Raw genomic sequence first — 18974 nt, forward strand, 5'->3', positions numbered from 1 at the left:
CAGAACGCGCTGCGTGCGATTTCGCTGGCCTGTTATCACCATGCGCAGACCAACCCCAATGCGGTGATGCGTGGCCGCCCGCTCGACGAAGCGAAGTACGACAACTCGCGCTGGATAGTCGAGCCCTTCTTCCATCTCTTCGACTGCTGCCAGGAGAACGACGGCGCGGCGGCGGTGGTGGTGGTGTCGGCCGAGCGCGCCCGCCAGCTCAAGCAGAAGCCCGCCTACATCATGGCTTGCGCGCAGGGCTGCGACCATCGCAGCGCGGCGCCGGTGCACAACATGCCGAACTATGCGAGCAGCCATTTCGGCCAGCTGGGCCCACGCCTGTACCAGATGGCCAGGATGACGCCGGCCGACATGGGCATCATCGAATGCTACGAGAACTTCACCGGTGGCGTGCTGATGAGCCTGGTCGAACATGGCCTGGTCAAACCCGAGGAAGCGAACGAGGTGCTGGTGAAGGACAACCTCATCGCGCCCGATGGCCGCCTGCCGCTCAACACCAGCGGCGGCAATCTCGCCGAGTGCTACATGCATGGCCTGGAACTGGTGCACGACGCGGTGCGCCAGATCCGGGGCGTGGCCATCAACCAGGTCAAGAACAACGACGCGGCCATCATCATGGGCGGCCCCATGGTCACGCCGGTCAGCTCTCTCATCCTCGGCTCGGAGGCGACACTGTGAGCAGCACCTATCTCCCCGCGGGCTTACCGCAACCCGGCACCGGTCCCGACGGCGTATCCGAACCCTATTGGGCCGGCACCCGCGAAGGCAAGCTGCGCATTCAACGCTGCAGCGCCTGCCAGGCCTGGCAGTGGGGCCCGGAATGGATCTGCCATCGTTGTCACTCCTTCGACATCGAGTGGGTGGAGATAGAAGGGCGCGGCGTCATCTACAGCTACGAGCGTCCCCATCACCCGGTGCATCCCGCGCTGAACGGTCATGGCCCCTACCTGGTGGTGCTGGTGGAACTGCCGGCCCATGGCAAGGTGCGCATGCTCGGCAACCTGCTCGGCGACCCGCTGCAGGAGGTGGTGATCGGCGCGGCGGTGGAAGCAGTGTTCGAGCCCCATGACGACGCCGACCCGCCATACACGCTGGTGCAATGGCGACGGGTGTGATGCCAAGCCTCGTAGGTGCGAATTCATTCGCACATTCAAGGATGGATACAGCCCACAGGTCGAGCATCAAGGTGCGAATGAATTCGCACCTGCAAGCGCCATGAGTGACGACGAACTGGCCGGCCTGCGCGATCTGGCCGGCACGCTCGAGGACGCCATCGAGGTCATCGCGGACTTGCTCGGCGAGGCCATCCACGCCCGTATTCCGAGCGAGGCCATGATAGACGCCGCCCATCACGTGGTCGGCGAACTCGCGCAATGGCGCGCGACCCTCGAAGAGATCGTCGAACGCGACGACGACGCCACCGGCGTGCACTGACATGCCTCTCGTTGAAATGACGTCCAAACCCCGGAGTGTCCGCCCGTGAACAATCGCCTGTGTGAGATGTTCGGTATCGATGTGCCGATCTTCGCGTTCTCCCATTGTCGCGACGTGGTGGTCGAGGTGTCGCGCGCGGGCGGCATGGGCGTGCTGGGCATGGCGCGCATGAGTCCGGCGCGCCTGCGCGAGGAACTGAAATGGATCGACGACCACATCGAAGGCCGGCCCTACGGTATCGATGTGTTGATGCCCACCACCTACAGCGAAGCGGGCGAGCTCAAGTTCGACGCGGACAAGCTGTTTCCGGAAGAGCATCTGGCCTTCGTGCGCGGCCTGCTCGATGCGGCCGGCGTGCCGCCGCTGCCGGCCGCGGAACGCGACGCCATCATTCGCGGCCTGCTCAGCGAACTGTCGTTCACGCCGCGGGAAAGCATGGCGATGATCGACATCGCCATGCAGCATCCGATCAAGCTCATCGTCAATGCGCTCGGTTCGCCGCCGGTGGAACTGGTGGAAGCTGCCCATGCGCGCGGCATCAAGGTGGCGGCCATGGCCGGCAAGCCCAAGCATGCGCGGAAGCACAAAGAGCGCGGCTGCGATTTCGTGATCGCGGTCGGCACCGAGGCCGGCGGTCATACCGGCACGATTTCCTCCATGGTGCTGTGGCCGAGCGTGGTCGATGCCGTCGCGCCGCTGCCGGTGCTGGGCGCCGGCGGCGTGGGGCGCGGCCGCCAGGTGGCGGCGGCGCTGGCGCTGGGATGTGAAGGCGTGTGGTGCGGCTCGGTGTGGTTGCCGAGCGCGCAGAGTGAAGTCATGCCCGAGATCAAGGAACGCTTCTTCGCCGCCGAGGCGGAGGACGCGGTGCATACGCGCGCGGTCACCGGCAAGCCGTGCCGCACGCTGCGCTCGGCCTTCACCGATGCCTACGAACGCAAGGGCGCGCCCGAGCCCTTGCCGGCGCCCTTGCAGAACATCCTGTGGTGGGGCGAGGGCCGCACACGGGTGGAGCGGGTGCGGGCCCGGGACTTCCTGACCTACCCGGTCGGCCAGATCGTCGGCAATTTCACCGGCCCGACCTCGGTGCGCGAAATCGTCTACGGCATGATGGAAGAAATGCTGGCCGCGCGCGAACGCCTGGACGACATGCTGGGCTGAACGGGGCTTGCCTGGGGCGGCCGGAATTTCGGACACTGTCGCCATCACGAATTCACGGAAAGCCAGCCATGCCCACCTACGACTACCATTGCGCAACCAACGGTCGCACCGTTGAAGTCAAACATGCCATGAGCGAGAAGGTTCGCACCTGGGGCGAATTGTGCAGCCTCGCCGGGCTGCCGCTGGACGCGACGCCCGCCGATGCGCCGGTCGCCAAGCAACTGGCGGCGACCAGCATCGGTGGTGGCGTCAAGGCGCCCAGCGCGCCGATGCCGAGCGGCGGTGGCTGCGGCGCGGGTTGCGGTCACCGGCATTGAGCCGCCTGGCGGTGCGTCCATGCTGATCACCCACGGATAAAACGGTTGACGCATCGCATCGCCGGCAGGCACACTCCGCGCCCCATGAACAAGCCAATGCAAAAAGTACGTCGTCGTCTGCACGCCTCGCAAGCGAGGGCTGCGCGCGTCTGTTAGCTGTTTGCACTGCTAAAAGTTCCAGACGAAGGCCGCAGCAACCCTGCGGCCTTCGTCGTTTTAGGGCCCGAAAAATCATTGCACCTGTGCAAGAGGAGGTCATCGCCATGCAAGCCACCACCACCGAAATGTTCGAAGCCATGAATGCCGTCATGCCGATCACCTCGCGTCCGGCCTTGGCCTTCGTGCGCGGCCGCGGCAGCTGGCTGTGGGATCACGAAGACCGCGCCTACCTCGATTTCGTGCAGGGCTGGGCGGTCAATGCGCTGGGCCACTGCCCGGATCTCGTGGCGCGCGCGCTCAACGAGCAGGCCTCGACGCTGATCAACTGCAGCCCCGCCTACCACAACCTGCAGGCGGTGCTGTACGCGCGCGCCCTGGCCAAGGCCAGCGGCATGGATCACGTGTTCCTGGCCAACAGCGGCGCCGAGGCCAACGAGGGCGCCATCAAGCTGGCGCGGCGCTGGGGCGCACGCCACCGCGCGGGCGCCTACGAGGTCATCACCTTCGAGGGCGCTTTTCACGGTCGCACGCTGGCCACCATGTCGGCCTCGGGCAAGCCCGAGTTCGCCGCGCTGTTCGAACCCAAGGTGCCGGGCTTTCCCAAGGCGCGCCTGAACGACCTGGCCTCGGTCGCAGCGCTCATCACGCCGCGCACCGTGGCGGTGATGCTCGAACCCATCCAGGGCGAGGCGGGCGTGGTGGCTGCGTCCGACACGTTCCTGCGCGAGCTGCGTGCCCTGACCACGGCCCATGGCCTGCTGCTGATGGTCGACGAAGTGCAGACCGGCATGGGCCGCACCGGTCGACTGTTCGCCTGCGAGCATGCCGGCGTGCGGCCCGACGTCATGACGCTCGGCAAGGGCCTCGGCGGCGGCGTGCCCTTGGCGGCGCTGCTCGCGACGCGCGAGGCGAGCTGCTTCGAGCCGGGTGACCAGGGCGGCACCTTCAATGGCAATCCGCTGATGGCGGCGGTGGGTCTCGCGGTGCTCGAGCACATCAACGACGCGGCATTTCTCGCCAACGTGCGCGCGCAGTCGGTGTACTTGAGGGCTCGGCTCGAACGCCTGGCCGTCACCCATGGGCTGGGCGCGGTGCGTGGTCGCGGCCTGCTGCTGGCGATGGAACTCGGCCGCGCTTGCGGCGCGGAAGTGGTGACGGTGGCGCGCGAGCACGGCCTGCTCATCAACGCACCGCGCGCGCACCTGCTGCGCTTCATGCCGTCGCTGACCGTCAGCCGTGCCGAGATAGACGAGGCCATGACGAGGCTCGACGCGACCCTGGGCGAGGTCGCAAGGTCCGCGTGAGGGGTGGGGCGGACAGGCGCGGGCCTGTCCGCCCGATGTCGAAATCGAGCACTGGGTCTTTGTCAGGCGGACCGGCCTTCAAGATAATCGGGGTCGGTCGTGCTGGTCGCGGCCCTGCGACGCCAGCAGCATGGACGCGGCCCCCGCCGGCCTGGCCCGACACAGGGAGTTTCATCCCAGCGCACGCCGCCGCCCCTGGGCGCGTCGTCGAGACCATCGCCATGCAGGCCGTACATTCCGAGATTGCCCGTTCCCTGCTGCCTTTCGGGCTGGCCAAGACGCTGCTGGTCGAGCCGCAGGCGCACGGCTTCTCCGTCAAGCGCGTGCAGGCGCGGCGCGATGCGGTCGACTACCGATCATTGGCCAACGTGGAAGTGAAGAACATCGAGGTGATCGGGCGCGTCGGCCTGCCCGACCCGCGCCTGGGACTCGCCTGGACGCGCAGCATGACCTTCTACGGTCGACGCTTCGACGCGGTGGCGAGCGCCGATCCCCATTACGGTCTGCGGCGCAAGCTGGCGGTGCAGTCCGACGCAGTGGCGCGCCGCCAGATCGCGCGCGACGATCTCTACCCGGTGGTCGGCAGTTACTACGCGGCGTTCCGCAACATCATCCAGGTCAAGCGCCGCACGCCCTTCGTGCTGATGTCGAGCACCCTGCACGCGGCGCGCAGTTTCCCGGTGGTGCTGCTCGATTGCACCGACAGCCAGCTGGCGGCGACGCTGGCCACCAGCCTGCGCTTGATCCTGCGCCACGGCGGGGCCGACGAAGCGGCGCGCGAATCGCACACGGCGGATACCGGTATCGATGTCGTGGAATTGCCGGCCGAGGATTTCGAGAAGTATTTTTCGCAGATACGCGTCGTCGGGCGCGGGAAGTCAGACTGAAGTCCGACCCACGGAGACGCACTCGATGAGTGTGGGTCAGACTTCAGTCTGACTCTTGGCTGCGAATGAATTCGCAGCTACGAGCTTGCCTCCATCACCGCGCCGCTTTCGATGAGCGCCGCGATCTCCTGCTCGGAATAGTCCAGCTCCAGCAACACCTCGCGCGTGTGCTCGCCGAGTCGCGGCGCCGCGCTTGCCCACGGCACGGGTTCGCCATCGACCAGCCACGGCAGCCGCACCAGCGGCACGCCGTCGGAATCGGCGAAGGTGCGGCGCTCGGCCGCGATATCGCTCACCACCGCCTGCTCGAGACCATAGACGCGCGTGGCCGGCACGCCGGCGGCGGCGAGCCGTGCCAGCCACTCGGCCAGCGGCGCGCGGGCGAACAGCGCATTGAGCGCCACTTCGAGTTCGGCGCGATGCTGGCTGCGTGATGCGACGCTGGCGAAACGCGCATCTTCACGCAGCGCCGGCGCCTCCAGCACCTCGGTGACCAGCAGCCACAGCTTCTGGTTGGGCGCCGCCAGCAACAGTTCACCGTCGGCGGCGGTGAAGCACTGGTAGGGCGCGGCGATGGGATTGCCCGAGCCGGCGCGCGGCGGCCGTTCGCCGCTCGTCAACGCGGTGCTGGCCTGGTAGGACACGAAGTTGAAACCGGTATCGACCAGCGCGGTTTCCAGCGTGCCGACCGCCTGGCCGCGCTGCCTGGCCAGCACCGCCGCCAGCACGCCCATGGCTATCCATTGGCCGGTACCGAGATCGATGATCGACGGCGCGCAGCGTGTCGGCGGCGCATCGTCGTGGCCGGTCATGGCCATGATGCCGGTGAAGGCCTGCACCATCGGATCGTAGCCCGGCATGTCGCGACCGATGGCGCCGCTGCCGAAGGCATTCATGTCGAAATAGATGCACTCGGGATTGCGCACACGCACGGCGGCGGCGCCGATGCCGATGCGCTCGGCGACGCCCGGGCGCATGGTCTGCAACACCACGCTCGCGCTGTCGGTGAGTTTCAAGGCCACCTCCAGCGCCGCCGCCTGTTTCAGATCGAGCACGATGTCGCGCTTGCCGACATTCATCTGGCGGAACACCAGGCTGCGATCGCCGAGCTGCGGCGGCCAGGCGCGCGCGTCATCGCCTTGCGGCGCTTCGACCTTGATCACGTCGGCGCCGAGCTGGGCGAGGATCATGGTGGCGGAGGGGCCGGCGATGCTGGTCGAGAACTCGACGATGCGTATGCCCGCCAGCGGGCTGAAGGCCGTGCTCATGCGATCACCCCTGTTTCGCGCAGACGCGCCAGTTCGTCGTCGTCGAGACCGAGAGCACCAAGCACCGCGTCGGTGTCGGCGCCGATGGTGGGCGGCGCTTTCAAGGGCGCGAGTGCGGTGGCGCCGAAGTCGACCGGCGTGGCGATGGTCATCTGCGTGTCGTCGCCGCCGCCCATGGTCGGCATGGACACGAAGGCGCCGGCCGCCTGCACCTGCGCGTCGGTCAAGAGGTCCTCGAAGGTATTGACCGGCGCCCACCACACGTCGTGGGCGCGGAGAATCGCGGCCCATTCATCGCGCGTGTGGCGTGCAAACGCGGCGTCGAAGATCTCGACCAGCGCGGCGCTGTTGCGATGCCTGTCGCGCGTGGATTTGAAACGCTCGTCATCCTGCACCTGCGGCACGCCGAGCGCGGTCGTGATCGGCTGCCAGTGACGCGAGGCCTCGACGCCGATCAGCCACAGCCATTTGCCGTCGGCCGCACAGTAGGAATTCATCAGCGGATTGGGCGGCTTCACGCGCGACGGCGCCGACTGCACGCGGCCCAGCGCCAGGCGCGCCGACATCTCCATGCTCACGCAGAAAATGCCGGTGCGCATCAGCGAGGTCGATACCAGTTGCCCGACGCCGTGGCGATCGCGTGACCACAGCGCACCGAGCAGTCCCGCCACCAGCGCCAGCGCGGTGACATTGTCACCGAGCCCGCCGGGAATGACCGGCGGCACACCGCCGGGCGGCGTGGCCCGACCCGCCACGCCGCCGCGCGAGGAAAAGCCGGCGACATCGTAGCCCGGCGCATCCTTGTCGGGGCCGTCGAGTCCGTAGCCGGTGAGGATGCCGTACACCAGCCGCGGATGGGCGGCCAACACCTGCTCGTGGTCGAGGCCGGCGCGTTTCAGGTATTGCGGACGCATGTTGGTGATGAAGATGTCGGCGTCCGCGATCAGGCGCATGGCGAGCGCCTTGCCCTCGGGCTGGTTGACGTCGATGGCGACGCTGCGCTTGCCGCGATTGTGCATGTCGAACGGTGGGCAGCGCGTTTCCGCCGAGCCCGACAGCGCGCCGTAGATGCTGCGCATCGGATCACCGCTCGGCAGTTCGAGCTTCAGCACTTCGGCGCCCCAATCGGCGAGGATGCCGCCCGCCGACGGGCCGGCAACCCAGAAGCCCATCTCCACCACCCGCACGCCGGACAGCAGGCTCATGCTTCGGGCAGCTTGCCGGTGAATACCGGTGGCCGCTTCTCCATGAAGGCGCGCGGGCCTTCCTTGGCGTCGTCGCTGCGCGCGTTGTCCTTGGTGCATTGGGTTTCGATGGCGAAGGCTTCCTCGAGCGGGCGGCCACTGCCGCGCACCATCGCCTCCTTGGATTTCATGAGGGCAATCGGTGCGCCCTTGCAGATGCGCCGGGCGAAGTCCTCGGCCACCGGCAGTACCTGGTCGGGCGCCACCACGCGATTGACGAGGCCGACGGCCAGTGCCTGTTGTGCGCTGATCGGTTCGCCGCCCAACACCAGCTCCATGGCGTGGGCCCACGGGATCTGGCGGGTCAGACGCGCCAGCGAACCGCCGGAGGCAAGCAACCCGCGCCGCACTTCGGTCAGCGCGATGGTAGCGTCGCTGGACATGATGCGAATGTCGGTGCTGAGCAGGAACTCCGCGCCGCCGGCGTGGGCATGACCGTTGATGGCGACCACGATGGGCTTGAAAAAATCGGTGTTGCGCAGGATGGCCGCGCCGAGCTGTTTGCGATCGGCCGAGAAGCGCTGTTCCCATTCGCCTACCGGTTCGCGCGTGCGCATCATGAGCGGAATGGTCGAGCCCATGTCGCCGCCGGAGCAAAAGGCCTTGTCGCCGGTGCCGGTCAGCAGTACCACGCGCGTGGCCGGGTCGGCCTCGATGTCGCGCCACGCATCGCACAAGCGCACCAGCATCTCGGGCGAGAGGGCGTTGCGCTTGTCGGGGCGGTTGAGCGTGACGTAGGCAATGCCGTCGCGTTTGTCGACGAGGAGATGGGGCGGGGAGGAAGGAGAACTGCTCATGCCTGCGAAGGTCCTGTCTTGATCACGTGCTATCCCGGGCAACGATGCCATCGGCCGCACTCCACCCTCGGAGCGCCGGCCGTGCGCCTCGGGATTTTATCGGAGCGGGATGTTTTCGCGAGCGTGTCGGCCAGTGCGCATCGCGCACGGCGCAAGGCTTGCATTCAGCCCGAGTGGTGGTCGCCGCCCAAGCCGCCGGCCGTCATTGCCGCGGGATCCAGCAGTTCGCGTAATCGGTCAGCGCTCAGGCCCGAGTCTTCGAGCGCCACGTCGAATATCGGTCGACCTTCGCTGTACGCGCGCTTGGCGATCGCCGCGGCCCGTTCATAGCCGATGACCGGGTTGAGGGCGGTCGCCAGTATCGGGTTGCGGGCCAGCACCGACTGCAATCTCGCCGCAACGGGTTCGGCGCCGGCAATGCATTGCGCGGCCAGCGCACGCGCGGCGTTGGCCAGCAGCGAGAGACTCGTCAGCAGGTTGTGGGCAATCAGCGGCAGCATTACGTTGAGCTGGAAGTTGCCCGACTGGCCGGCGATGGCGATGGCCGCATCGAGTCCCATCACCTGGGCTGCCACCATCGCCACGGCCTCCGGGATCACCGGGTTGACCTTGCCCGGCATGATGCTGCTGCCTGGCTGCAGGGCGGGCAGTTGCAATTCGCCGAGACCGGCCAATGGTCCCGAACCCATCCAACGCAGGTCGTTGGCCATCTTCATCATCGCGACGGCCAAGACGCGCAGCTGGCCGGAGAATTCCAGCGCCGTGTCCTGGCCCGCCAGCGCCGCGAAGTAATTCGGCGCGTGGGTGAAAGGCACGCCGGTCAAGGCGCGCAGTGCGGCGATGCACTCGACGGCAAAGCGCGGGTGGGCATTGATGCCGGTGCCGACCGCCGTGCCGCCCTGGGCGAGCGCCAGCAGCCGCGCTTCACTGCTCACGAGCCTGTCGCGCGCGGCCTCGATCTGCGCGCGCCAGCCCGATACTTCCTGGCCCAAGGTCAGTGGCATGGCGTCCATGAGATGGGTGCGGCCGGTCTTGGTCAGCCGCGCCCAGGCGTCTTCCTTGTCGCGCAGTTCATCGATGAGTGCGTCCAGCGCCGGCAGCAGCGCGCCACGCAGCGCCAATACCGCGCTGACGTGAATCGCACTCGGGATGCAGTCGTTACTGCTCTGGCACATGTTGACGTGGTCATTGGCATGCACCGTCACGCCCAGGGTGCGTGACGCCAGCGTGGCGATGACTTCGTTGACGTTCATGTGGGTGCTGGTGCCGCTGCCGGTCTGGGAACACGTCGAGCGGAAACTGGTCGGCATGTTCACCGCGCGCCACCGCCAGCGCGGCCGTGACGATGGCATCGGCGCTGGCGTGCGGCAGCAGGTCGAGGCGCGCATTGGCTTTCGCGGCCGCCGCCTTGATCAGCGCGAGTGCAGAGATGAATTCGGTCGGCAGTTGCGTGCCGCTCACTTGAAAATTGCGACGCGCCCGCTCGGTCTGCGCGCCCCACAGCGCACCGGGGGGCAATTCGATGTCGCCGAAACTGTCATGCGCGCTATGCGCTGTAGGGTCGGATGTCATGGCCGCACCTGCCTGGCCAGGAAACAGGGGAACCGCCGCATGTCGCGCGGTATTCGCGGCCATCCTACAGAATCGGACCATCCGTTCCAGGAGCCTGTCACACGCTCGAAGCCGGCCTTGCCGGCGAAGCGCGAGTCAGCCGGATTGTCGGGCTCGAAGCGCGCCCGCCCCAAGCGGCCGCAGTCTTGGCCGATTCCTGGCCAAGGCCCGCGATCGCCGTGGTGTGCGTACCTGCTCTACGCAGCGACGCAAGTGCGCGGTTCGCGACGCTTGCCCGAGTGTCATCGTCGTCGGCCCGGGCAGGCACCCATTCGCTCCAAGCTTCCGATGGTGGCGCTCATGGCCGTAGGCCATGCAACTGCGCGTCGTGGGTACGAAAGTGCGTTGCGAACCACTCTTCGAGTTGCACGCCCAGCAGGTCTGGCGCGACCGTGTCGAAGCCACGGCTGCGGTCCACGATGTCGACGATGTCCGCCAGCAGCCGCTCGTGGTCGCGCTTGTGAACTTCGTACTCGGGGTAGGCGTTGCGCTGCATCAGGCGCTCCTCCAGCGCGAAATGATCGGCGACCCGCGCGCGCACGCCCGATAAGAAGCCATGGACATCTTCGCCGGCTGCACCGCCGAGCAGCGCCCCGTGCAGGGTGTTGAGCATCTCGATGAGTTCCCGATGATCCCTGTCCACTTCGGGAACGCCGAGCGCGTAGCTGTCTTTCCAATTCATGAAATTTTTCATGGTAGTTTTCACTCCTGGTTCGTCAATTCCGTCCTCGTGCTTGCGGTCCTTTGGCAATGTTTCATGCGCAACTGGCCTTGCATATGAGGCAGATCAAGTGGCGGCCGTAGGCCAACGGCGCAAATCCCGGGCGGATGACGACGCATGGCCGGCATCGAATAGAAATCTCATCGATAGCGCGCGTGCATTTCCGCCGCCAGCGTGCGCCCACGGCGAACGCGCTCGGCATAGTCCGCGTCCGCTTGCAGCGCGTCACATTCACTCAGCACGCGTGTGGCCTCATCGCCGCGCAACATGTCATCCGCCATGACGAACAGCACGCCGTTTTCCTTGGCGATGTGGTTGCGCAACAGGTCGATATAGGCGCGGCCTTGCTGCTGGAAAAGGCCCAGGGCGCGGCCCTCATCGTGCGCCGCGATGGCCACGGCTTCGTCCAGCGCCGCCAGGCAATCACGCCCGGCGCGATGCTCGTCCAGCATGCAGCCAACCGGGCCGAGACGCGCGGGCAGGCCGGCGCGCACCAGCGCCGGGAACAGGCTTTGCTCTTCCTTCAGGTGATGGCAGTGATCGGCGAAGTCACGAAAGAATTCGACAAAGGGCGCCAGGGCGATTGGTTTCAGTGTCTGCGCGTCGCGCGCCTCGGCCAGCGCTGCTTCGAAGCAGTCGAGCATGCCGAGTATGAGTTCATGGTCGCCACGCAGGTCTTCGGTTGTTGCCATATCGATGCTCTCCGCGGTTGAGGTGGCGCCGCAAGGACGGTGGCGGCGCGGCGCCAATGTGCCACCGGCGCCGCGCGTCCTGCCTTGACCCAGGTTATTGCGCGCCGTGCGAGATGCGGCGCAAGGCATGCGCGAAAGCGAAGCTACCTCGGTGCCGATCATGGTTGATTTAGGTCAATGCACATTCGCTTGCGTGTCGTTGAAGATTCTTCCATCGCGCCTGTTGCGCGGCAGGGGAGAACCGCTATGTCCACGGTCGCTTTCAACCCTTCCGCGCACTTGCGTGCGCCCGGCGCCGCACAGTCGGTCCGCCACAAGATAGACCAGCGCGAAAAACTCACCGAAGCCACCGGACATTACTGGGGCGTCACCGACTTCCCGGTCAAGCAAGCCGATCCTCTCAAGTTCGAGCGCTTCTACTCGCGCCTGCAATCGGCGTGCATGGCCGCGCGCGAAGTGGCGCGCTTCGTCGCGGCTTCGCCGGGCGGCCGCGAAATGGGCGAGGCGGTATGGGCGCTGGCGACGGCCGAAGGCGATTCGATTGCCTTGTCGGAAGGGTTCGTGGCGCATTCGGCGGCTTTCCCGGTCGCCATCCGCTTCATGGTCGAACACGGCTACGAAGACAACCCGGGCTTTCACGACGGCGACGTCTATGTGTCCGATGACGGCGCGACCTGCGGTGCGCCCCATCCCGGCGACACCTATACCTATGTGCCCATCGTGGTCGAAGGTGAGGTGATCGCGTGGGCCTGCGCCATCAATCACATCATGGAAGTCGGTGCGCCGCAGGCTGGCAGCTGGGCGATGTTCTGCGTCGATACCTACATGGACGGTTTCGTCTTTCCGCCGACGCGCACCGGCGAGAACCTGCGCCAGTACGCGTGGTGGGACGAGATGTGGAAGCGCCGCACGCGCGCCGGCACCATGAACATCCTCGACGACAAGATGCGGCTCGCCGGCGCCGGCATGATCCTGCGCAGCGTGCACGAGGTGGTGGCGGAGTTCGGCGTCGAATACTTCAAGCAGGCCGCGCGCGAAGTGATCGAGGAAAGCCGGCGCGTGGTGATGGACAACATCCGCAACTGGATGGTGCCCGGTACCTACGAACAATGCGGCTTTCGCATCTGCAAATTCAAGGGCCTGCAGAGACTCTGGGAACGCGCCGACACCGACACGCTCATCCACATGCACATGCGCACCACGCTCGACGAGCATGGCCGCATCTGCAACGACATGACCGGCAGTTCACGCTGGGGTTACCACGCCTTCAATGCATTTCCGGGTGGCGTCAAGGTCGCTTTCATGCTCGGCCTGGCGGGCGCGCTCGCCTACAACACCAAGTTCACCGCGGGCGGCAATTACGCGGTCACCGGCGTGCTGCCGGAGGGTTCGATCTACAACCCCGGCACGCAGGTCGCGTCCCATTCGAATGCCTGGGCGCAGATGCTGCAGGTCACGACCATGGCCTACAACTCCCTCATCCGCGGCCAGTTCATGCGCGGCTACATGGAAGAGGCTTATGCCGTGAGCGCGCCGTGGGATTCGGTGCAGGGCGAAGGCGTGCTGGCCGACGGCACGCCCTACGGCTACACCAATTTCGAGTTGCTGGGCGCCTGCGGCCATGGCGCGTTCGCCTATCGCGACGGCGAGCCGGCGGTGTGGTTCATCGCCAGCCAACTGTGCAACATGGGCAATTCCGAGGAATTCGAATACCTCATTCCGCCCTTGTTCCATCTCGGGCGCAAACTGCAGCCCGGCTTCTGCGGCCATGGCAAGTTTCGCGCGGGCATCGGTTTGACCACCGTGCACTGGGTGGTGGAACCCGGCCAACGCCTGACCGCTTCGCGCGCCGGCAGCGCCTGTTCGTTCAACACCGAAGTGGGCCAGGGCATGATGGGTGGCTATCCCTCGCCCGGCGCGGCGGTCGTCATCGCACAGAACACCAACCTGCCGGATCTCATCGCGCAGGGCATCACGCCCACCACGCTGCAGGAACTGGTCGAGCTCGAGGCGAGCGGCCAACTCAAGGTCGAAAAGCTCGAAACCTGGAAGTCCGACGCGCCGGATCACAATCTGAAAGACAACGACCTGTGGGCCGAGATCGCCGGCACCGGGGGTGGCTGGGGCGATCCCTTGGAACGCGACCCCCTGGCGGTGCTGGCCGACGCCAATGCCGGCCAGGTGCCGGTCGCCTTTGCCGAGGGCCTCTACGGCGTCGTGCTGGCGACCAGCGGCGCCGGCTATCGATTGGACGAGGAGGCGACGCGCGCCAAACGCGTGGCGCTGCGCGATGAGCGCCGCGCGCAGTCGCTGCCGGTCAGTCAATGGTGGCAAGGCGGTCGCCGCCAGGTGCTGGACGGCGCGATGCCTGAAGCGATCCGCGAGATGTATCGCAGCTCCACCAGCTTCACTGAATACCGCACGCATTTCCGTCGCTTCTGGCAGCTGCCGGAGAGTTTCGAGATTTGAATCACGAACCGTAACCGGCGACAGGGACGCCGCCGCATTCAGCACCGCGGGCCTGGCCCGGGAAGGGAGCGATGATGTCCAAGATCGACAAAGAACTGGTGCGGCAACTGGTCGACGGCCAGATCTCCCGTCACGACGCGCGCACCTTGCTGCGCATGGAGAACAAGGACACCGAGAGATTCACGGTCTACCTGGAGGTGCTGCAGGAACGCGTGAGTTGGCCGGACCGCATCCTGTTGCGCATTTCCGATCATCTCTACGTCGTACGCCGACAGTCCGATGCTGAGCGCGTGGTGAAATGCGATTGCGGCCAGGAGTTCGGAGATTATCGCTGCAACTGGAAGACCGCCGCCCAGGTGCGGGTCAAGACCACGGCCGCGCAATTCGAGGGCGTCTACTATCCACCCGCCGCCGCGCCGGAACCGGAGTGGAACGAGATCCGCGAATTCTTCTGTCCCGGCTGCTATGCGCAACTCGCCGTCGAGGTGGTGCCACCTGGCTATCCATTGATCTTCGAGGTTTTGCCCGACCTCGACCGTTATTACCGCGAATTTCTCGGCCAGCCCCTGCCCGATGAAGACCCGGGCTGGTACCAGGACTTGACCATGCGCCGCACCGCCGAATGGGCAGCGAGCGCCGAGGAGCAGCGCTCATGAGCACACTGGCGCCCGCCCTGCCGGGCAAGAAAGACTGCATCCTCGCGCTCGACGCCGGTGGCACCATGACCGACACCATCCTGGTGCTGCCCGATGGCAGTTTCAAGGTCGGCAAGTCACTCACCAATCGGCGCGACGAGGCGCGCAGCTACCTGGAGTCGGTGGCCGATACCGCGCAGGCCATAGGCTTGAGTTCCGCCGACGTGCACGCACGCGCGGCGGTCTCGATCTACGCCGGCACCGGCATGCTGAACACCGTGCTGACCGGCACCGGGCGCAAGGCCGGGCTGCTGGTGACACGGGGCTTCGAGGACATCACCATCATCGAAGGCGGCCTGACCTATCTCGGCCAGGCGCAGAAGGACAGCCTGCACAACCAGCTCCACGAACACACCCGCCCCATGATTGAACGCCATCACGTGCACGGTGTGTTGGAGCGCACCTGCGGCGGTTCCTATTTCATGGAAAAGCACATCGCGCCCGGCAAGATCCTCATCCCCTTCAATGCCGATCACGTGCGTAGCGCAGTCACGCGGTTGCTGGCCGATGGCGTGGAAGTGATCGGCATCCTGTTCTTGAATTCCTTCATCAACCCCGCCAACGAACTCGGCGCCAAGGCCATCGCCGAAGAGGTCATCGCCGCCCACGGCCGGGCCGTGCCGGTGCTGACTTCCTACGAAGCGGCGCCGGTGTTGAAGGAGAACAACCGCGTCAAGAGCCTGCTCCTGCAATGTACGGCCGCCGAATCGACCCGCAGCGCGCTGCTCGAAGTGCAGAACGCGGCGCAGGCCGATGGCTATGACGGCCAGTTGCTGACGCTGTTGTCCTATGGCGGCGCGGTCAATGTCAGTTACCCGCGCCTGTACGAAACGGTCATCTCCGGACCGATAGGCGGCATGATGGGCGCGCAGGTGTTGAGCCGCGTGCTGGATCTCAATCGCGTGCTGTGTTGCGACATGGGTGGCACCAGTTTCGATGTCGGCCTGGTGTTGAACGGTCAGATCCCGATCCGCAAGGATCCCGAATTCGCGGGGCACCGCCTGGCGCTGCCGATGGTGGCGCTCGACTCGGTCGGCGCGGGCGCCGGCTCGGCGGTGTGGCTGGACAAGTACAAACGGCTCCGGGTCGGGCCGGAAAGCGCCGGCGCCGAAGTCGGCAGCTGCTATCTCTACGACCGTCTCACCATCACTGATGTCAACGTCGCGCTGGGTTATGTCGACCCCGACTACTTCCTCGGCGGCAAGGTCAAGCTCGACTACGAGCGCGCGGTCGCGGCGCTGGAGCAGACTGTCGCGCGGCCGCTGGGCATGGATCTGCATACCGCCGGCAGCGGCATCCTGGAAGTGGTCGGCACGCAGATGCGCGATGCCGCCGCCACCATGATGCTGGCCAAGGGCTACAACCCGGCCGAATTCACCGCCTTGATCTACGGTGGCGCGGGACCGGTGCACATGTGGGATTTCACCGCCGGGCTCGGCGTCGCCGACATCATCACCGTGCCCTACGCGGCGGCGTTCTCGGCTTTCGGTGCGTCCTGCGCCGAGTACATGCATCGCCATCACAAGGGCTACGTGGCGACCGTCGCCAACGACGCCAGCGCCGCGCACAAGGAGCACGTCGGGCGCGAGGTCGCGGCGCTGTTCACGGACATGGAAGCCGCCGCGAGCGCCGAAATGCGCGCCGAGGGCGCCGACGTCAGCGACATCACTTTCCAGTACGGCATCTATGCCCGCTACATCGGTCAGCTCGAAAGTTTCGATACACCGCTGGGCATCGCGAGCGCCGCGCAGGCCGCCGACTGCGACGCCCTGGTTGCCGCCTTCGAGACCATGTATACGCAGATCTACCCGGAGGGCGCGCGTTTTCCCGAAGTCGGTTACGCGATTTCGGAGCTGTACATCAAGGCCTCGGTGCCGAAAGCCATGCCCCTGGTGCCGCGTTACGAACTGGCGTCGCCGAAGCCGCGCGACAGCGCCTATGTCGGCAGTCGGCCGGTGCATCATCGCGGCCGAAAATGCGACTTCGCGATATGGCAGATGGGTGAGCTGCTACCCGGTAACGTGGTGCCGGGACCGGCCATCGTGCGCGATCCGATGACCACCCTGGTGGTGCCGCCGCACAAGCAGATCCGTTTCGATGAACACATGATCATCCACTACAGCTGACTTAAGGCGCGAGCGCGCGGCGGGGTACCCGGCATGGATTTCGAGCAGACATCGGAAATCGTGTGGCGCCCGGGCAGGGCCGAGCTCGAATCTTCACAAATCGCGCGCTTCATGCGGCATTGCGGGGTGGCGGACTACGACACCCTCATGCGGCGCGCGGATGGCGAGGCCGAGTGGTTCTGGCAGCATGTCATCGATTTTCTCGGCATTCGTTTCACGGTGCCCTATCGCCAGCTGATAGACGCTACACGCGCCCCGCAGTGGAGTGACTACTGCATCGGCGGCGAGACCAATATCGTCGCCAACTGCCTCGACTGTCATCGCGACACCCCGACCTACGACCAGGTCTACATTCAGCACGAACGTGAATCCGGCGAGCAGCGTGCGCTCTCCTACCGCGAAGTGGACGCCGAAGTCGGCAAACTGGCAGCGGCCCTGCGCAAGCTCGGCTTGGGCGTGGGTGACGGCATCGGCATCTACATGCCGATGATCCCCGAGGTGGCAATCGCCTTCCTGGCGATCCTCAAGATTGGCGCCATCGCCATTCCGCTGTTCTCGGGCTTCGGCCCCGAGCCGATAGTCATCCGCCTCAACGACGGCGGCGCGCGTGCGGTGCTGACCGTCGACGGCGCACCGCGACGCGGCGCGCCGGTGGCCTTGAAGGCGGTGGTCGACGAAGCGCGTCAGCACATTGCCAGCCTCGAGCACGTCATCGTGTTCCGCAACCAGGGCAATCACGTGGCGTGGCGGGACGGTGACCATTGGTGGCACGAGTTGCTGGCCGCGGCGCCGGGCGACACCCATACCGCCATCGTCGCGGCGGAAGCGCCGATGATGCTGGTCTATACCTCGGGCACCACGGGTCTTCCCAAGGGCACGGTGCAGAGCCATTGCGGGCTCATGATGAAGATCCTGTTCGATATGTGCGTGGCCGCCGAATTCTCGGCGGGCGATCGCATGCTATGGATGAGCGACATGGGCTGGGTGGTCGGTCCCATCCAGATCATCGTCTCGGCCTTTCGCGGCGCGACGCTGGTGATGGGCGAGGGCGCCTTCAATTATCCAGAGCCGGGGCGCATCTGGCGCCTGGTCGAACAGCAGCGCGTGAGCTGGCTGGGCCTCGCGCCGACGATTGCGCGCCACTACCTGCTGAGCGCGCGCGATGCGGCGCGTCGCTATGACTTGAGTTCACTGCGCATCCTGCTCAGCACCGGCGAACCCTGGACGCCGGACGCCTGGACGTGGCTGTTCACCGAAGTTGGCAAGCGGGCCGTGCCGATACTCAATTACAGCGGTGGTACGGAAATCGGCGGCGGCATTCTCGGCTGCACCGTGGTGCGACCGCTCAAACCTTGCTGTTTCAATACCGCCTTGCCCGGCATGGGCGCCGACATCGTCGACGGCGATGGCCGCTCGGTGGCGGTCGGCCAGGTCGGTGAACTGGCATTGCGCCATCACTCGCCGGGCCTGACGCGCGGCTTGTGGCGTGACCCGCAACGCTATCTCGACAGCTACTGGAATACCGTGCCGGGGGTGTGGATCCACGGCGACTGGGCGGCGCGTGACGAAGACGGCATGTGGTATGTGCTCGGCCGCTCCGACGACACGCTGAAGATTTCAGGCAAGCGCACCGGCCCCGCCGAGATCGAGGGGCCGTTGCTCGCCACCGGCAAGATCTCGGACGTGGCGGTGGTCGGCATTCCCGATGACACCCAGGGTTCGGCCGTGGTGTGCGTGTGTGTGCCACTGCCCGGGCAGGATCTCATCCCGCTGCGTGATGCACTGGCGGATGTGGTCGTGCAGTGCATGGGCAAGGCCTATCGCCCCCGCCATGTGCTGTTCGTTGCCGATCTGCCCAAGACCCGCACGCTCAAGATCATGCGGCGCGTGGTCAAAGCGGTGCTGCTGGGCAAGGAACCCGGCGACCTGTCTTCCCTCGCCAATCCCGAATCGCTGGACGCGCTGCGCCTGGTGCGGCTGTAGCGCTTGCGGCCCGCGCCGCATCGCGCGGCGCACGCTCGAGGAAGCTTTCTATTTTGGTGCAGACCTGCGCGTGACCGCGCCGGGTAGAACAGCGCGCGCC

At 66.2% G+C, this 18974-nt stretch carries 15 protein-coding genes and 1 pseudogene; 10 read left to right on the forward strand and 6 right to left on the reverse strand.

What is annotated here, in order from left to right; translation table 11 throughout:
* The first annotated feature begins 374 nt into the window (after window positions 1–374).
* The 6 genes from IPM80_12685 (at window position 375) to IPM80_12710 (ending at window position 5268) form a co-directional block, all read left to right on the forward strand.
* The gene (locus tag IPM80_12685) at window positions 375–1124 is read left to right on the forward strand and encodes an OB-fold domain-containing protein (GenBank protein MBK8959260.1); all 750 of its coding nucleotides are present in this window, start codon (window positions 375–377) and stop codon (window positions 1122–1124) included.
* A gap of 100 nt (window positions 1125–1224) precedes the next feature.
* Entirely contained in the window at window positions 1225–1443 is a 219-nt protein-coding gene (locus tag IPM80_12690; protein ID MBK8959261.1) for a hypothetical protein, read from the forward strand.
* 66 nt (window positions 1444–1509) lie between these two features.
* Window positions 1510–2601, forward strand: coding sequence for a nitronate monooxygenase (locus IPM80_12695; protein ID MBK8959262.1), 1092 nt, complete (start codon window positions 1510–1512; stop codon window positions 2599–2601).
* Window positions 2602–2669: 68 nt separating this feature from the next.
* Complete coding sequence (locus IPM80_12700) at window positions 2670–2918, forward strand: zinc ribbon domain-containing protein (protein ID MBK8959263.1); 249 nt, start codon at window positions 2670–2672, stop codon at window positions 2916–2918.
* Window positions 2919–3202: 284 nt separating this feature from the next.
* Window positions 3203–4381 carry an acetylornithine transaminase gene (locus IPM80_12705; GenBank protein ID MBK8959264.1) on the forward strand — a complete coding sequence of 393 codons (1179 nt, stop codon included), beginning with the start codon at window positions 3203–3205 and terminating at the stop codon, window positions 4379–4381.
* 221 nt (window positions 4382–4602) lie between these two features.
* Complete coding sequence (locus IPM80_12710) at window positions 4603–5268, forward strand: hypothetical protein (GenBank protein MBK8959265.1); 666 nt, start codon at window positions 4603–4605, stop codon at window positions 5266–5268.
* 77 nt (window positions 5269–5345) lie between these two features.
* Here IPM80_12710 and IPM80_12715 read toward each other — a convergent pair whose 3' ends face one another.
* From IPM80_12715 to IPM80_12740, 6 genes and pseudogenes are all read right to left on the reverse strand, one after another.
* The gene (locus IPM80_12715) at window positions 5346–6536 is read right to left on the reverse strand and encodes a CoA transferase (protein MBK8959266.1); all 1191 of its coding nucleotides are present in this window, start codon (window positions 6534–6536) and stop codon (window positions 5346–5348) included.
* On the reverse strand, window positions 6533–7741 hold the full coding sequence (locus tag IPM80_12720) for a CoA transferase (GenBank protein MBK8959267.1): 1209 nt from the start codon (window positions 7739–7741) through the stop codon (window positions 6533–6535). Before IPM80_12720 ends, IPM80_12715 begins: the two co-directional genes overlap by 4 nt.
* On the reverse strand, window positions 7738–8577 hold the full coding sequence (locus IPM80_12725; GenBank protein ID MBK8959268.1) for an enoyl-CoA hydratase/isomerase family protein: 840 nt from the start codon (window positions 8575–8577) through the stop codon (window positions 7738–7740). The genes IPM80_12720 and IPM80_12725 overlap by 4 nt, the downstream gene beginning before the upstream one ends.
* 164 nt (window positions 8578–8741) lie before the next feature.
* Window positions 8742–10149, reverse strand: a pseudogene (locus tag IPM80_12730) (class II fumarate hydratase).
* 337 nt (window positions 10150–10486) lie between these two features.
* Window positions 10487–10882, reverse strand: coding sequence for a hemerythrin family protein (locus tag IPM80_12735; GenBank protein MBK8959269.1), 396 nt, complete (start codon window positions 10880–10882; stop codon window positions 10487–10489).
* Between the two features lie 167 nt (window positions 10883–11049).
* On the reverse strand, window positions 11050–11601 hold the full coding sequence (locus IPM80_12740; protein ID MBK8959270.1) for a hemerythrin domain-containing protein: 552 nt from the start codon (window positions 11599–11601) through the stop codon (window positions 11050–11052).
* Between the two features lie 246 nt (window positions 11602–11847).
* Here IPM80_12740 and IPM80_12745 point away from each other — a divergent pair, with 246 nt between their 5' ends.
* From IPM80_12745 to IPM80_12760, 4 genes are all read left to right on the forward strand, one after another.
* The gene (locus IPM80_12745) at window positions 11848–14070 is read left to right on the forward strand and encodes a hydantoinase B/oxoprolinase family protein (GenBank protein MBK8959271.1); all 2223 of its coding nucleotides are present in this window, start codon (window positions 11848–11850) and stop codon (window positions 14068–14070) included.
* A 71-nt stretch (window positions 14071–14141) separates the two neighbouring features.
* Complete coding sequence (locus IPM80_12750; GenBank protein ID MBK8959272.1) at window positions 14142–14726, forward strand: acetone carboxylase subunit gamma; 585 nt, start codon at window positions 14142–14144, stop codon at window positions 14724–14726.
* Window positions 14723–16891 carry a hydantoinase/oxoprolinase family protein gene (locus IPM80_12755; protein MBK8959273.1) on the forward strand — a complete coding sequence of 723 codons (2169 nt, stop codon included), beginning with the start codon at window positions 14723–14725 and terminating at the stop codon, window positions 16889–16891. The genes IPM80_12750 and IPM80_12755 overlap by 4 nt, the downstream gene beginning before the upstream one ends.
* A gap of 33 nt (window positions 16892–16924) precedes the next feature.
* Window positions 16925–18874 carry an AMP-binding protein gene (locus IPM80_12760; GenBank protein ID MBK8959274.1) on the forward strand — a complete coding sequence of 650 codons (1950 nt, stop codon included), beginning with the start codon at window positions 16925–16927 and terminating at the stop codon, window positions 18872–18874.
* The last annotated feature ends 100 nt before the right edge of the window (window positions 18875–18974 follow it).

The sequence above is a fragment of the Pseudomonadota bacterium genome, from assembly GCA_016719885.1.
Taxonomy (GTDB): domain Bacteria; phylum Pseudomonadota; class Gammaproteobacteria.

Bases quoted from the DNA above. Each gene is read 5' to 3' on its own strand.
- IPM80_12685 (MBK8959260.1), top strand. From the start codon at position 375: ATGCTACGAGAACTTCACCGGTGGCGTGCTGATGAGCCTGGTCGAACA.
- IPM80_12690 (MBK8959261.1), top strand. From the start codon at position 1,225: ATGAGTGACGACGAACTGGCCGGCCTGCGCGATCTGGCCGGCACGCTC.
- IPM80_12695 (MBK8959262.1), top strand. From the start codon at position 1,510: ATGTTCGGTATCGATGTGCCGATCTTCGCGTTCTCCCATTGTCGCGAC.
- IPM80_12700 (MBK8959263.1), top strand. From the start codon at position 2,670: ATGCCCACCTACGACTACCATTGCGCAACCAACGGTCGCACCGTTGAA.
- IPM80_12705 (MBK8959264.1), top strand. From the start codon at position 3,203: ATGTTCGAAGCCATGAATGCCGTCATGCCGATCACCTCGCGTCCGGCC.
- IPM80_12710 (MBK8959265.1), top strand. From the start codon at position 4,603: ATGCAGGCCGTACATTCCGAGATTGCCCGTTCCCTGCTGCCTTTCGGG.
- IPM80_12715 (MBK8959266.1), bottom strand. From the start codon at position 6,536: ATGAGCACGGCCTTCAGCCCGCTGGCGGGCATACGCATCGTCGAGTTC.
- IPM80_12720 (MBK8959267.1), bottom strand. From the start codon at position 7,741: ATGAGCCTGCTGTCCGGCGTGCGGGTGGTGGAGATGGGCTTCTGGGTT.
- IPM80_12725 (MBK8959268.1), bottom strand. From the start codon at position 8,577: ATGAGCAGTTCTCCTTCCTCCCCGCCCCATCTCCTCGTCGACAAACGC.
- IPM80_12735 (MBK8959269.1), bottom strand. From the start codon at position 10,882: ATGAAAAATTTCATGAATTGGAAAGACAGCTACGCGCTCGGCGTTCCC.
- IPM80_12740 (MBK8959270.1), bottom strand. From the start codon at position 11,601: ATGGCAACAACCGAAGACCTGCGTGGCGACCATGAACTCATACTCGGC.
- IPM80_12745 (MBK8959271.1), top strand. From the start codon at position 11,848: ATGTCCACGGTCGCTTTCAACCCTTCCGCGCACTTGCGTGCGCCCGGC.
- IPM80_12750 (MBK8959272.1), top strand. From the start codon at position 14,142: ATGATGTCCAAGATCGACAAAGAACTGGTGCGGCAACTGGTCGACGGC.
- IPM80_12755 (MBK8959273.1), top strand. From the start codon at position 14,723: ATGAGCACACTGGCGCCCGCCCTGCCGGGCAAGAAAGACTGCATCCTC.
- IPM80_12760 (MBK8959274.1), top strand. From the start codon at position 16,925: ATGGATTTCGAGCAGACATCGGAAATCGTGTGGCGCCCGGGCAGGGCC.